Annotated in this window: 13 protein-coding genes and 1 pseudogene; 12 read left to right on the top strand and 2 right to left on the bottom strand. The window is 67.9% G+C overall.

Annotation, left to right across the window (positions count from 1 at the left end; all coding sequences use genetic code 11):
* Nucleotides 1-63: 63 nt before the first annotated feature.
* From BTH_RS05155 to BTH_RS05180, 6 genes are all read left to right on the top strand, one after another.
* Complete coding sequence (locus BTH_RS05155) at nucleotides 64-1,449, top strand: L-serine ammonia-lyase (RefSeq protein ID WP_009907526.1); 1,386 nt, start codon at nucleotides 64-66, stop codon at nucleotides 1,447-1,449.
* Nucleotides 1,450-1,465: 16 nt separating this feature from the next.
* Complete coding sequence (locus BTH_RS05160) at nucleotides 1,466-2,710, top strand: sarcosine oxidase subunit beta family protein (protein ID WP_009896433.1); 1,245 nt, start codon at nucleotides 1,466-1,468, stop codon at nucleotides 2,708-2,710.
* A gap of 128 nt (nucleotides 2,711-2,838) precedes the next feature.
* Nucleotides 2,839-3,132, top strand: a complete 294-nt coding sequence (locus BTH_RS05165) for a sarcosine oxidase subunit delta (protein ID WP_009896434.1) — start codon at nucleotides 2,839-2,841, stop codon at nucleotides 3,130-3,132.
* Entirely contained in the window at nucleotides 3,129-6,137 is a 3,009-nt protein-coding gene (locus BTH_RS05170; protein WP_009896435.1) for a sarcosine oxidase subunit alpha family protein, read from the top strand. The genes BTH_RS05165 and BTH_RS05170 overlap by 4 nt, the downstream gene beginning before the upstream one ends.
* The gene (locus BTH_RS05175) at nucleotides 6,127-6,762 is read left to right on the top strand and encodes a sarcosine oxidase subunit gamma (protein ID WP_011401100.1); all 636 of its coding nucleotides are present in this window, start codon (nucleotides 6,127-6,129) and stop codon (nucleotides 6,760-6,762) included. Before BTH_RS05170 ends, BTH_RS05175 begins: the two co-directional genes overlap by 11 nt.
* Complete coding sequence (locus BTH_RS05180; protein WP_009896437.1) at nucleotides 6,762-7,223, top strand: dihydroneopterin aldolase; 462 nt, start codon at nucleotides 6,762-6,764, stop codon at nucleotides 7,221-7,223. The genes BTH_RS05175 and BTH_RS05180 overlap by 1 nt, the downstream gene beginning before the upstream one ends.
* 278 nt (nucleotides 7,224-7,501) lie before the next feature.
* Here BTH_RS05180 and rpsU read toward each other — a convergent pair whose 3' ends face one another.
* The gene (rpsU, locus tag BTH_RS05190; RefSeq protein WP_009896439.1) at nucleotides 7,502-7,714 is read right to left on the bottom strand and encodes a 30S ribosomal protein S21; all 213 of its coding nucleotides are present in this window, start codon (nucleotides 7,712-7,714) and stop codon (nucleotides 7,502-7,504) included.
* 650 nt (nucleotides 7,715-8,364) lie between these two features.
* Between rpsU and BTH_RS05195 the strand changes: the two genes are divergently transcribed.
* Complete coding sequence (locus tag BTH_RS05195; RefSeq protein WP_009896440.1) at nucleotides 8,365-8,568, top strand: cold-shock protein; 204 nt, start codon at nucleotides 8,365-8,367, stop codon at nucleotides 8,566-8,568.
* A 200-nt stretch (nucleotides 8,569-8,768) separates the two neighbouring features.
* Nucleotides 8,769-8,984 (top strand): hypothetical protein, encoded by a 216-nt coding sequence (locus tag BTH_RS05200; protein WP_009896441.1) that lies wholly within the window; start codon nucleotides 8,769-8,771, stop codon nucleotides 8,982-8,984.
* Between the two features lie 292 nt (nucleotides 8,985-9,276).
* Here the strand turns inward: BTH_RS05200 and BTH_RS05205 are convergent, their stop codons facing one another.
* Nucleotides 9,277-9,723 (bottom strand): DUF3761 domain-containing protein, encoded by a 447-nt coding sequence (locus BTH_RS05205; RefSeq protein WP_009896443.1) that lies wholly within the window; start codon nucleotides 9,721-9,723, stop codon nucleotides 9,277-9,279.
* Between the two features lie 272 nt (nucleotides 9,724-9,995).
* On the opposite strand from BTH_RS05205, the gene BTH_RS05210 reads away from it, so the two are divergent.
* The 4 genes and pseudogenes from BTH_RS05210 (at nucleotide 9,996) to BTH_RS05225 (ending at nucleotide 13,987) form a co-directional block, all read left to right on the top strand.
* Nucleotides 9,996-10,256 (top strand): hypothetical protein, encoded by a 261-nt coding sequence (locus BTH_RS05210; protein ID WP_009896448.1) that lies wholly within the window; start codon nucleotides 9,996-9,998, stop codon nucleotides 10,254-10,256.
* A 189-nt stretch (nucleotides 10,257-10,445) separates the two neighbouring features.
* A pseudogene (locus BTH_RS05215) lies at nucleotides 10,446-10,784 on the top strand (NAD(P)-dependent oxidoreductase); the annotation flags it as partial.
* Nucleotides 10,785-10,823: 39 nt separating this feature from the next.
* Nucleotides 10,824-11,309 carry an OsmC family protein gene (locus tag BTH_RS05220; protein ID WP_009896451.1) on the top strand — a complete coding sequence of 162 codons (486 nt, stop codon included), beginning with the start codon at nucleotides 10,824-10,826 and terminating at the stop codon, nucleotides 11,307-11,309.
* 527 nt (nucleotides 11,310-11,836) lie between these two features.
* On the top strand, nucleotides 11,837-13,987 hold the full coding sequence (locus tag BTH_RS05225) for a sensor histidine kinase (RefSeq protein ID WP_025370236.1): 2,151 nt from the start codon (nucleotides 11,837-11,839) through the stop codon (nucleotides 13,985-13,987).
* The last annotated feature ends 4 nt before the right edge of the window (nucleotides 13,988-13,991 follow it).

Below are 13,991 nucleotides of genomic sequence, written 5' to 3' on the forward strand. Positions count from 1 at the left end.
ATTTTACGCTTTGATGTACTGATGCCCAACGTCAACCACGCATCGTTACGCAAGGGCAGCCAGATGAACGTCAGCGTTTTCGACCTGTTCAAGATCGGTATCGGTCCGTCGAGCTCGCATACCGTCGGCCCGATGATCGCCGCATGCCGGTTCGCGTCGCATGTCGAGGATGCGAACCTGCTCGGCTTCGTGCGCCGCGTGCGGGTGGAGCTGTACGGCTCGCTCGGCGCGACGGGCAAGGGCCACGGCACCGACAAGGCGGTGCTGCTCGGCCTCGAAGGGCACTTGCCCGACCTGATCGATCCCGATCTGATCGAGCCCCGCCTGAAGGCGATCCGCGCGGAGAAGTCGCTCGCGCTGCTCGGCAAGCGCGGCATCCGCTTCGACGAGAAGGACGACATCGGCTTTTACCGCAAGCTGATGGGCGGCACGAGCGTCGTCCACCCGAACGGCATGCGCTTCCAGGCGTTCGACGAGCACGGCCAGTTGCTCGTCGAGAAAGAGTATTACTCGGTCGGCGGCGGCTTCGTCGTCAATCGCGACGGCGATCGCGTGAACGGCGTGCGCGCGGCGGCCGACGTGCCGTATCCGTTTCGCACCGGTGAGGACCTGATGCGCGCGTGCCGCGCGAGCGGCCTGTCGATCGCCGAGCTCACGTTTCGCAACGAATGCGCGCTGCGTCCCGCCGACGAAGTGCGCGCGGGCCTCGTCGCGATCTGGAAGACGATGGCCGCGTGCGTCGAGCGCGGCTGCAAGGCCGACGGCGAGCTGCCGGGCCCGATGCGCGTGAAGCGCCGCGCGGCCGATCTCCACACGCGGCTGCGCAACCGGTCGGAGGAATCGTTGCGCGATCCGCTGTCGATGCTCGACTGGGTGAACCTCTACGCGATGGCGGTCAACGAGGAGAACGCGGCGGGCGGGCGCGTCGTCACCGCGCCGACCAACGGCGCGGCGGGCGTGATCCCGGCCGTCCTCCATTACTACGTGAAGTTCGTGCCGGGCTCGAACGAGCAGGGGATCGTCGACTTCCTGCTGACCGCCGCCGCGATCGGGATCATCTACAAGGAAACCGCGTCGATCTCCGGCGCGGAGGTCGGCTGCCAGGGCGAGGTGGGCGTCGCGTGCTCGATGGCTGCGGCGGCGCTCGCCGCGGTGATGGGCGGCACCCCCGGCCAGGTCGAGAACGCGGCCGAGATCGGCATGGAGCACAACCTCGGGATGACGTGCGACCCCGTCGGCGGCCTCGTGCAGATTCCGTGCATCGAGCGCAACGCGATGGGCGCGATCAAGGCGCTCAACGCGTCGCGCATCGCGCTGAAGGGCGACGGCCAGCACTACGTGTCGCTCGATTCCGTCATCAAGACGATGCGCGAGACGGGCGCCGACATGAAGACGAAATACAAGGAAACGTCGCGCGGCGGCCTCGCCGTGAACGTGATCGAATGCTAACGAAGGGTCCATCAACATGAGCCGCTACTCGATATTCAGCCTGTTCCGCAACGGCCTGTCGTATCACGAGAACTGGGAAAAGCAGTGGAAGAGCCCGGAGCCGAAGCGCGAGTACGACGTCGTGATCGTCGGCGGCGGCGGGCACGGGCTCGCCACCGCGTACTACCTCGCGAAGGAGCACGGCGTCACCAATGTCGCGGTGCTCGAGAAGGGCTGGATCGGCGGCGGCAACACCGCGCGCAACACGACGATCGTCCGCTCGAACTACCTGTGGGACGAATCCGCCGCGCTCTACGAGAAGGCGATGAAGCTCTGGGAGGGCCTCGCGCAGGACCTGAACTACAACGTGATGTTCAGCCAGCGCGGCGTGATGAACCTCGCGCACACGCTGCAGGACGTGCGCGACACCGAGCGCCGCGTGAATGCGAACCGGCTGAACGGCGTCGACGCCGAGTTCCTCACGCCCGCGCAGATCAAGGAGATCGAGCCGACGATCAACTTGAACAGCCGCTATCCGGTGCTCGGCGCGTCGATTCAGCGGCGCGGCGGCGTCGCGCGCCACGACGCGGTGGCCTGGGGCTTCGCGCGCGGCGCGGACCGCGCGGGCGTCGACATCATCCAGAACTGTCAGGTGACGGGCATTCGCCGCGAAGGCGGCGCGGTGGTCGGCGTCGATACGGTCAAGGGCTTCATCAAGGCGAAGAAGGTCGCGGTGGTCGCGGCCGGCAACACGACGACGCTCGCCGACATGGCCGGCGTGCGGCTGCCGCTCGAAAGCCATCCGCTGCAGGCGCTCGTGTCCGAGCCGATCAAGCCGGTCGTCAACACGGTCGTGATGTCGAACGCAGTGCATGCGTACGTCAGCCAGTCCGACAAGGGCGACCTCGTGATCGGCGCGGGCATCGATCAGTACACGGGCTTCGGTCAGCGCGGCAGCTTCCAGATCATCGAGGGCACGCTGCAGGCGATCGTCGAGATGTTCCCGGTGTTCTCGCGCGTGCGGATGAACCGCCAGTGGGGCGGGATCGTGGACGTGTCGCCGGACGCGTGCCCGATCATCAGCAAGACCGACGTGAAGGGCCTTTACTTCAACTGCGGCTGGGGCACGGGCGGCTTCAAGGCGACGCCGGGCTCGGGCTGGGTGTTCGCGCACACGATCGCGCGCGACGAACCGCACGCGCTGAACGCGCCGTTCGCGCTCGATCGCTTCTACACCGGTCATCTGATCGACGAGCACGGTGCGGCTGCTGTCGCGCACTGACCGAGCCACCGCGCATTGACTGCATGGGGCCGGAGTGAAGCGCTGGAGCGCTAACTCCGGCCGACCGCGAAGCATGGGGCCGGAGTAAGCGCTAAAGCGCTAACTCCGGCCGACAGAGGAGAACGAACATGTTGCTGATCGAATGTCCATGGTGCGGCCCGCGCGCCGAATCCGAATTCAACTGCGGCGGCGAAGCCGATATCGCGCGCCCGCTCGATACCGACAAGCTGTCCGACCGCGAATGGGGCGACTACGTGTTCATGCGAAAGAACCCGCGCGGCGCGCATCGCGAGCAGTGGCTGCACGCGCAAGGCTGCCGCCGCTGGTTCGTCGCGCAGCGCGACACCGTCACCTACGAATTCCAGGGCTACGAAACGTTCGGCGGCGCCGCCGCCGACGCAGCAAAGGACACGAGCAAATGAGCCAGAAAGACCGACTCGGCGCAGGCGGGCGCATCAACCGCGCACAGCCGCTCACCTTCACGTTCAACGGCCGCACGTATCAGGGCTTCCAGGGCGACACGCTCGCGTCGGCGCTGCTCGCCAACGGCGTGCACTTCGTCGCGCGCAGCTTCAAGTATCACCGCCCGCGCGGGATCGTGACGGCGGGCGTTGACGAGCCGAACGCCGTCGTGCAGCTCGAAACCGGCGCGCACACGGTGCCGAACGCGCGCGCGACCGAGATCGAGCTGTATCAGGGGCTCGTCGCGACAAGCGTGAACGCGAAGCCGTCGCTCGAGCACGACCGGATGGCGGTGATGCAGAAGTTCGCGCGCTTCCTGCCGGCGGGCTTCTATTACAAGACGTTCATGTGGCCGCGCAATCTGTGGCCGAAGTACGAAGAGAAGATCCGCGAGGCGGCCGGCCTCGGCAAGGCGCCCGACACGCTTGACGCCGACCGCTACGACAAGTGCTACGCGCACTGCGACGTGCTCGTCGTCGGCGGCGGTCCGGCGGGGCTCGCGTCCGCGCACGCGGCGGCCGTCAACGGCGCGCGCGTGATCCTCGTCGACGATCAGCGCGAGCTGGGCGGCAGCCTGCTCGCGTGCCGCGCGGAGATCGACGGCAAGCCGGCGCTGCAATGGGTCGAGAAGATCGAGGCGGAACTCTCGAAGCTCCCCGACGTGAAGATCCTCACGCGCAGCACCGCGTTCGGCTATCAGGATCACAACCTCGTGACCGTCGTGCAGCGGCTCACCGATCATCTGCCGGTGTCGATGCGCAAGGGCACGCGCGAGATGATCTGGAAGGTGCGCGCCAAGCGCGTGATCCTCGCCACGGGCGCGCACGAGCGGCCGCTCGTGTTCGGCAACAACGATCTGCCGGGCGTGATGACCGCGTCGGCCGTGTCGACATACATCCATCGCTACGGCGTGCTGCCGGGGCGCGTCGCGGTCGTCGCGACGAACAACGATCGCGGCTATCAGTGCGCGCTCGACCTGAAGGCGTGCGGCGCGAAGGTGACGGTCGTCGACGCGCGCGCGTCGACGCGCGGCGCGCTGCCCGCGGTCGCGAAACGCAACGGCGTCACGGTGATGAGCGGCGCGGTCGTGTCGGCCGCCGCGGGCAAGCTGCGGGTCGCGTCGGTCGACGTCGCGTCGTACGCGAACGGCCGCTCGGGCGGCAAGATCGCGACGCTGCCGTGCGATCTCGTCGCGATGTCGGGCGGCTTCAGCCCGGTGCTGCACCTGTTCGCGCAATCGGGCGGCAAGGCGCACTGGAACGACGACAAGGCCTGCTTCGTGCCCGGCAAGCCGGTGCAGGCGGAAGCGAGCGTCGGCGCGGCGGCGGGCGAGTTCGAGCTGTCGCGCGCGCTGCGGCTCGCGGTCGACGCGGGCGTGGCCGCGGCGAAATCGACGGGCTTCGCCGCCGAGCGGCCGCCCGTGCCGAAGCTCGCCGAGGCGGTCGAGGACGCGCTGCTGCCTTTGTGGCTCGCGAGCGGCGCCGAGGCGGCGGTTCGCGGTCCGAAGCAGTTCGTCGATTTCCAGAACGACGTCGGCGCGGCCGACATCCTGCTCGCCGCGCGCGAAGGCTTCGAATCGGTCGAGCACGTGAAGCGCTACACGGCGATGGGTTTCGGCACCGATCAGGGCAAGCTCGGCAACATCAACGGGATGGCGATTCTCGCGCAGGCGCTCGGCAAGACGATTCCGGAGACGGGCACGACGACGTTCCGCCCGAACTACACGCCAGTGTCGTTCGGCGCGTTCGCGGGCCGCGAGCTCGGCGATTTCCTCGACCCGATCCGCAAGACCTGCGTGCACGAATGGCACGTCGAGCACGGCGCGATGTTCGAGGACGTCGGCAACTGGAAGCGGCCGTGGTACTTCCCGCGCAACGGCGAGGACCTGCACGCGGCGGTCAAGCGCGAATGCCTCGCGGTGCGCAACGGTGTCGGCATCCTCGATGCGTCGACGCTCGGCAAGATCGACATCCAGGGCCCGGACGCGGTGAAGCTGCTGAACTGGGTCTACACGAACCCGTGGAACAAGCTCGAAGTCGGCAAGTGCCGCTACGGGCTGATGCTCGACGAGAACGGCATGGTGTTCGACGACGGCGTGACCGTGCGCCTGGGCGAACAGCACTTCATGATGACGACGACCACGGGCGGCGCCGCGCGCGTGCTCACGTGGCTCGAGCGCTGGCTGCAGACGGAGTGGCCGGACATGAAGGTGCGCCTTTCGTCCGTCACCGATCACTGGGCGACGTTCGCGGTGGTCGGCCCGAAGAGCCGCAAGGTCGTGCAGAAGGTGTGCAAGGACATCGATTTCGCGAACGACGCGTTCCCGTTCATGAGCTATCGGGACGGCACGGTCGCCGGCGTGAAGTCGCGCGTGATGCGCATCAGCTTCTCCGGCGAACTCGCGTACGAAGTGAACGTGCCGGCGAACGCGGGCCGCGCGGTGTGGGAAGCGCTGATGGAAGCGGGCGCGGAGTTCGACATCACGCCGTACGGCACCGAGACGATGCACGTGCTGCGCGCGGAGAAGGGCTACATCATCGTCGGTCAGGATACCGACGGATCGATCACGCCGTTCGATCTCGGCATGGGCGGGCTCGTCGCGAAGTCGAAGGATTTTCTCGGCCGCCGCTCGCTCACGCGCGCCGATACCGCGAAGAGCGGCCGCAAGCAGTTCGTCGGGCTGCTGACCGACGATGCGCAATACGTGCTGCCGGAAGGCGGCCAGATCGTCGAGCTCGACGCGGCCGCGCGCGCGGACGGCACGACGCCGATGCTCGGCCACGTGACGTCGAGCTATTACAGCCCGATCCTGAACCGCTCGATCGCGCTCGCGGTCGTGAAGGGCGGATTGAGCCGGATGGGCGAGCGCGTTGCGGTTTCGCTCGCGAACGGGCGGCGCGTCGCCGCGACGATTTCGAGCCCGGTTTTCTACGACACCGAAGGGGTACGCCAACATGTGGAATGAAACGAGAAACGAAGCTTCGGTGGCGGCGCATACGCAGGGCGGCGCACGGCTCGAATCGCCGCTCGTCGGCGCGGGCGACGCGCTGAACGCGCACGACGCGCGCGGCTCGAGGAAATTCCGGTTTCGCGAGCGGCCGTTCCTGGATCTCGTGAACGTGCGCGGCGAGCCGAACGATCCCGCATTCGTGCGCGCGTTCGAGCAGGTGGTCGGCTGTCGGCCGCCCGTGAAGCCGAACACGATCGCGCGCGGCGCGGACCACGACGTGCTGTGGCTCGGCCCCGACGAATGGCTCGTGCGCTCGAACGGCGCGGTCGCGGCGGGCGTGCTCGAAGCGAAGCTCGCGCAAGCGGTGCAGGGGCGCTATGCGGCGGCCGTCGACGTCGGCAGCGGCTACACGGTCGTCGAGATGAGCGGCGAACGCGTGCGCGACGTGCTCGCGCGCGGCTGTCCGCTCGATCTGCATCCGCGCGTGTTCGGCGTCGGGCAGTGCGCGCAGAGCCATTACTTCAAGGCGTCGATCGCGCTCGTGCGGACGGGCGACGATTCGTTCGACATCGTCGTGCGCCGCAGCTTCGCCGATTACTTCTGCCGCATCATGCTCGACGCGGCGGGGCCGCTCGCCTGATGAAGCCTGTCGAAGAGCCGTTCGCGGCGCTCGATCCGGCGCGCGCGCATGGACGCGGCTGGAGCGTGTTCGTCGATGCGCTGAAGGTGCCGGCGCGCATCGGCATCCACCCGCACGAGCACGCGGGCCCGCAGCCCGTCGTGATCGACGCGCGGCTTGCCTATCGGCGCGAGCCGTCGGAGGCGAGCGGCGACGGCTGGATCGACTACGACGCGTATTGCGCGCGGCTCGCATCGTTCCTTGCGCACAAGCCGCATACGCGCCTGCTCGAGACGCTCGCGCTCGAGATCGCCGTGCTGTCGTTCGACGAGTGGCCGGCGCTCGACGCGCTGACGCTCGCGCTGCACAAGCCGAAGATCCGGCCGGGGACGAGGCGGGTCGGCGTCGAGCTCGACTGGACGAGGGCGGATTATCTGGCGTGGCGCGCCGCAAGCGCGCGAAACGCCGCGCCCCGGGAGTGACGTTGGGCGCGTGTGCCGGAATTCGTTCGGATGCCGGAAGAACGGGGCATGCCGAGGGGCGGGGCGCTCATGGCGCGCGGCGCCATTTTCCGCGGGCGAATCGATCTGGCGGCATGCATCGGCTGGTTGTCGCGAGCGGGCTTCGGCCGCCCGTTGCGATGCACGCGATTTTTGCCGCGCATCGAGCGGCGCGGCCTTGCCGCGCGCGAAGCGGGGGGCGTCGCGCGCGGCCCGACGCGTGCGCGCCGATCAAGCGCGCGCCGGTCGAGCGCGTGGGCTCAGTACTTCTTCTTCGGCGGCATCGAGCGGCGAACCTGCTTGCGCAATCTCGCGACAGCGGCGGCCTTCTTTCGCTTGCGTTCGGTGGTGGGCTTCTCGTAGCTCGTCCGTGCGCGCAGCTCTTTGATCAAGCCGGTTTTTTCGATTGAACGGCGAAAGCGCCGCAGCGCGACTTCTACCGGTTCATTGGGGTTGAGAATGATCGTGGTCAAATCTGTCCTTGATGATGGCCCTGGCAATGCGCGTCATGCGTGATCGCGCATATTCACTGCTTGCCGGTAGCGCGTAGGCCATGAGGGGCAACGACGGATGCGCTCGCTACTTTTCCGTCGCTGATGTCGTCGGCTGATTGACGTTTGGAACGCGGTGCGTCCGGCATGTCGGCCGACACGAACGGCCGCATTGTGCGTGCGGCGTATGCATTGGCGCGCGTCGCGCAGCGACGCGGCGACCGTGGGGCGCGTGGCGGCGACGAAGCCGGGCGCACGCGTGCAGTCAGGGGGCCGCGCATCCGGAGCATGCTGTCGAGCGCGCGACGCGGTCACTATACACGTGAATGGGCGTCGAGCGCGATTCATTTCAGAATCGGCGGCATCGGCGGAGGGAGAATCGGAAGGCGGGCGCCGACTGTCATGAACGGCGCGATCGCGCGTCGAACGCGGATTTCGAAGTTTTTTCAGAAATGTCTTGACCGAACGGGCCGCGGCGCGTATTGTCGCGGCAGAAGTTCTCAAGAAGTTCGATTGAAGTCCATCACACCGCCTGCGCGGAATTCGTTGCCCTCTCCCTCCTTGATGCTTCCCTCGCGCCTGCTGCATGCCTGAAACAGGGCAGGAACTTTCACATTTTTTTTAGGATTCTTATGGAAACCGGTACTGTCAAATGGTTCAACGAAACCAAGGGTTTTGGCTTCATCACGCCTGATTCGGGTGGCGACGATTTGTTCGCGCATTTCTCCGAAATCCGCAGCGAGGGGTACAAGACGCTGGCCGACAACCAGAAGGTGAGCTTCGAGACGAAGCGGGGCCCGAAGGGCCTCCAGGCTGCCAACATCAAGCCGCTGTAAGCCGTAACGCTTCTACGCCCGATGCCGCGACCGCGCGCATCGGGCTCATCGGCTGGACTTGCGCTACGCCGGCACCACGCCTCGATCTCCTCTCCCAACGCGACGCCCGCTCATTTGCCCGCGTCCGCGCTTCTCCATGAACGAAATTGCACCGCTCGAGATCGGCGGGCTCACGTTCGACGACTAAAATTAAAACGCATATGACATCCAAGACCTACCGCGGTTATGCGGTTCGATCATTCGCCCATCGTCTGCCCGACGGTTATTTTTCCGCGAATCTGTTGCTCGAAAACGCACGGCTTTGCGACGGCGGCGGCCGTTACTGCTTCTACGCACTCGATTATTTTCACAGCGAGGAAGAGGCCGTTCGCCACTCGGCCCGCTGGGCCCGGAACTGGATCGATACGCGCGGCTGAGCGCCGGGCGCGCTGCATCGCCGGATGCCGGCGGTGCCTCGCGATGCGCGACGCGGCATCGATGCGGGCGTCCGGCGAGGCGCCGCGAGCCCGCAGCGGGCGACGTGGTCCGCCTCTCTCTCGATTGCACTCGGTCCTACGTATCGATCGATGCGTTCGCATCGATTGCCGGCGCGTCGCGCGAGAGCCGGTGCGCCGCGGCGCCGAAACGTGATCTCCGCTGACGCGCGGCGCATCGCGATGCGGGGCCGGGATGCTTCGGGCATCGCCGAAGCATCCGCGCCGGATCAGATCACGAGCAAGCCTCGCCGTGCGACGCGTGGAAGCCCTTCGCCTTCGCGGCCGCTTCCGACATGTATTCGCCATGCTTGGTCTTGCCGTAGTACTTGTCGGCTGCGCAGTGGTACACCTTCGTGTCGGTGTTCACCCACACCTGGCCGGGCGCGCCGGCGGGCGCCGCGCTCTTCGTCGCGGCGGCCGGGCTCGACGTGCCGGAAGCGGCGGCCGGCGCCGTCGCGGCCGATGCGCCGCTTGCCGCCGCAGCCTTCGATGCGCCGTACGACGTCTTCAGGCCCTTGTGGCCCGAGCATGCGCCTTTCTTCGCGGCGCCCGAGTAGAACGAGCCGTCCTTGCACAGGCCGGTCGCGCCGGCGGGCGCGCTCGCCGGTGCTTGAGCGAAGCTGCTGATCGAGATGCACAGGCCGGCGGCGAGTGCAGAGAGAATGACGGTCGTTTTCATTTCCACTCCTGACTATCCTTGGGGTTGGCGCGCGAGCGCGTGCGCGCGTGGCTACGCGCGCGGCTCTGACACAAAAGCTTGCGCCAGTACTGACATTAACTTGCGGGCGCCGCGCGTGGTTGACACGCGGCCGCGCGAGCGGTGCATCAAAAGTGCAACGATGCGTGACGACATGTAACAACCGGTCGCGTGCGCGTGCGACAGGGCGGGCGGCGCGATCGTGAGATACTCGCCACCCTGCCGCGCTGCGGCGCATATCGACGGGAGCCGCCGTGTTTGCGAGTTTTGAGCCGACCCACACAGGATTTGTTGCCGAAATCGACGGCTGCCGATGCAGCATCGAGGGTGCGCCGTCGCCGATCGCCGAGCGGATCGACTGGCGATGGACGATCGCGCAGCCGGGGCCGGACAACCTGGACGGCTCCGATCCCTACCAGTATGAAGTGCTCGCGACGGGCGAGACTGTGACGCCGCTGCAGGCCGAGCAGCAGATCGTCGCGTGGCTCGAAGCGCATCCGCCCGAGGAGGCGTGAGCTCGCGTCCCGCCGCTCGCCGCGACGTCGGCTCGTCATGACGTAGGCGTCGCGCCGCGTTTCGCGAATTTCCAGCGCGCTGGCGGCACTCGCCGGAAAGACCGGCGCGCCGGCCGCGCGGCCTGACTCGACCGAGCCCGCGCGACGAATGGGGCTTCCCGCCGGCACGCTGCATTCCATTGGTACACTGGCGTCAACGTTCCTTGCGCAGACCACAACCGCCTGTCGCGCGAAAGCACCGCGTACCGCTATTTCGCCGCGCTCGGCTTTCTCGTCAACGTGTCGCGCGGCAGCGTCGTCGACACGGCGGCGCTTGCCGGTGCATTGCGCGCGGGCCGCCTCGCGGGCGCGGGGCTCGATGCCTACGAGGGGAGCCTGAGCCGCCGCGCGCTCGCGGCGCTCGGCAACGTGGTGCCGACACCTCGCGTGGGCGGCTGGTCGCCGCCGGCGCGCGAGCGCTCGGTATGCCGGCTCCTCGATCGCGCGGCGCGCCACTTCGCGGGGCAGCCGGGGCTGACGCCGCTCTGACGAACGACCATTCCGACGCGAACATACCAAGGAGAAGCGATGTCGACCTACACGGCCGAAGTTGTGTGGCAGAAGCAGGAAAGCGAGACGTTTGTGGACAACCGCTACGGGAGGAAGCACGAGTGGCGCTTCGACGGCGGCGTTCGCGTGCCGGCATCGAGCTCGCCGCACGTGGTGCGCGTGCCGTTTTCCGATCCGACGGCGGTCGACCCGGAAGAGGCGTTCGTCGCGGCGCTGTCGAGCTGCCACATGCTGTGGTTCCTGTCGCTCGCCGCGCAGAGGAAGTTCGTCGTGACCGGCTATCGCGACGTCGCCGAAGGCACGATGGCGAAGAACGCGCAAGGCAAGGACGTGATGACGCGCGTCGTGCTGAAGCCGCACGTGACGTTCGGCGGCGAGCGCGCGCCGACGCGCGACGATGTCGATGCGCTGCACCACGCGGCGCACGACGCCTGCTATCTCGCGAACTCGGTCAAGAGCGACATCGATATCGAAGGAAGCTGGGCGCACGAGTCCGCGCGTTGAGCGCCGCCGCCGATCGTCGCGGCGGGCGGCGGCGCATGGCGGGCGCCGGGGGCGCTGCGGATCGCGCCCGCCGCCGCTCGGCTCGGTTCCGCTCGGCCCGATCGATCGCAGTCCGTCCGGCGCGTTTCACGCCGGCACCGGCGCCGGCGCGTGGCCGTGGCCGGCTGCGGGCCGCGCCGATGCAGGCGGGCGTTGCGCCTCCGTAGCCCGTCCGGGCGGCGCCTTTCCGCCGCCGAAGGTTGCGGCCATGGTGTCCGTCGCCTAATCTCCAGACATCATTTGTCCATTGCGCCCGCGCGCGCCCGGAGCGCCGGTCGTGCCGTCAGCGCTTTCGTCCGGGGCGCAACGGCCGGCGTCGGCGAGCGCCTGGAGCGGAAGGCGCCGCGTCCGTCGCCCGAGGGGCGCGCTTCGCGCGGCGCGGGAGCGGTCCGGAATGCGTGGCGGCGCGCTGCGGGCTCGTCAGGCGGCCGCCTCCCGCGATCGAGCTTGCGAACGGCTTTCTGGCAAAGACACCTGGGGGAGTCGAGATGGCCTCGGGCATCAGGCGGTTGGGGAAAACAGCGTCGCGCTGGATCGACTTCGGCTTGTGGACCGCCGCCGCGCTGCTGCTGCTGACGGCGGGCGTCGGCGCGCTCGGCACGGCCCGTCTGTTCGACAGCGAGGCGGACGTCCATCGCGCGAGCGAAGTGATATCGGGTCTCGAACGGCTGCTGTCGTTGGCCCGAGACATGGAGACGGGGCAGCGCGGATACATCCTGACCGGCAAGCCGGATTATCTTCAGCCTTACGAAGCGGCATTGCCCGAAATCCGCAAGGAGTTCGATGCCCTCGCGCCGCTCGTTCAGGACGACCCCGTCCAGCAGCGGCGTCTCGCGGCGCTGCGCACGCTGCTCAAGAGAAAGCAGGACGAACTCGCGGCGACGATCGCGCTTCGCAAGTCCGAGGGATTCGACGCGGCGCAGGCGATCGTCTCGAGCGATGCGGGCAAGATCTTCATGGACCGCGCGCGGACGATGGTCAACGATATGGAGGCGACCGTCCAGCAGCAACTGAGGGCGCTGCGCGATCGCGCGAGGGCGACGCGCGACGTCGCCATCGCCGTGGGGCTCGCGTCCGGGCTGCTGACGCTCGTCGTGTGCGTGTCGTTCGGCTATGTGATGCGCCGCCTGCTGCTCGTCGAGTCGGCCGCGAGCGACGATCTGTTCGCGCAGCGGGAACTGCTTCACGTGACGCTCGCGAGCATCGGCGACGGCGTGATCGCGACGGACGTCGACGGCCGCATCACGTTCTTCAACCGGGTTGCCGAGGAGATGACCGCGCTTGCCGCCGATGCCGTCGTGGGCCAGCCGATCGAGCAGGTGCTGACGTTTCGGCACGCGTTGACGCAACGCGTGATCGACAATCCGGCGCGCGTCGCGGTGGAGCGCAAACGCATCGCGGCCTTGCCCGTGCATACGCGCTTCGTCGGGCGCGGCGGCGGGGAGTTGCCGGTGGACGGCAATGCCGCGCCGACTTTCGACGCGAACGGCAAGCTCGTCGGCGCGGTGCTCGTCGTGCGCGACGTGTCGGAGCGCGAGCGGGCCGAGGAGCGATTCCGGCTCGCCGTCGAGGCCGCTCCGAACGCGATGATCATGGTGAACCGCGAAGGCAAGATCGTGCTCGTCAACTCGCAAGCGGAGAAATTCTTCGACTACGTGCGCGGCGACATGATCGGACAGGGCATCGACATGCTGGTGCCCGAGCGCTTTCGCGCCGGTCACGCGACGCACCGCGGCGCGTTCTTCGGCAAGCCGGATGCGCGACCGATGGGCGCGGGGCGCGATCTGTTCGGCCTGCGCCGCGATGGCTCCGAATTCCCGGTCGAAATCGGCCTCAATCCGATCACGACTTCGGAGGGCGCGTTCGTGCTGTGCTCGATCACCGACATCACCGCGCGCAAGCGCGCGGAACACGAGCTGCGCCGCAGGAGCGAGGAGCTCGCGCGCTCGAATCAGGATCTCGAACAGTTCGCATACGTCGCGTCTCACGATCTGCAGGAGCCGTTGCGCGCGGTCGCGGGGCCGCTGCAGCTGCTGCAGCGGCGATACCAGGGGCAACTCGACGCGCGGGCCGACGAGTTCATCGGACACGCGGTCGACGGCGCGACGAGGATGCAATCGCTGATCGACGACCTGCTGAGCTACTCACGCGTCGGGCGTCTCGAGGATGCGCGCCAGCCGGTCGATTGCGAGCGCGTGCTCGACGAGGCGCTGCGCAACCTGAGCGCGGCGATTCGCGAATCCGGCGCGCAGATCACGCATGACCGGCTGCCGATCGTGCACGGCATCGCGGCCCAGCTCGTGCTGCTGTTTCAGAACCTGATCGGCAACGCGATCAAGTTCCGCAGCAAGGAGCGCATCGCGCGGATTCATCTGGAAGCGGACACGCGCGACGACGCATGGGTGTTCCGGGTTCGCGACAACGGCATCGGGATCGATCCGCAGTACTTCGAGCGCATCTTCCTGATCTTCCAGCGCCTGCATACGCGGCGCGAATATCCGGGAACGGGGCTCGGGCTCGCGCTCTGCAAGCGGATCGTCGAGCATCATGGCGGCCGCATCGCCGTCGAATCCGAGCCGGGGCGGGGCACGACGTTCTCGTTTGCGCTGTCCCGGCCGGGCGCCGAGGAAACGCGTTGAGCGC

Source organism: Burkholderia thailandensis E264 (assembly GCF_000012365.1).
Taxonomy (GTDB): Bacteria; Pseudomonadota; Gammaproteobacteria; order Burkholderiales; family Burkholderiaceae; genus Burkholderia; species Burkholderia thailandensis.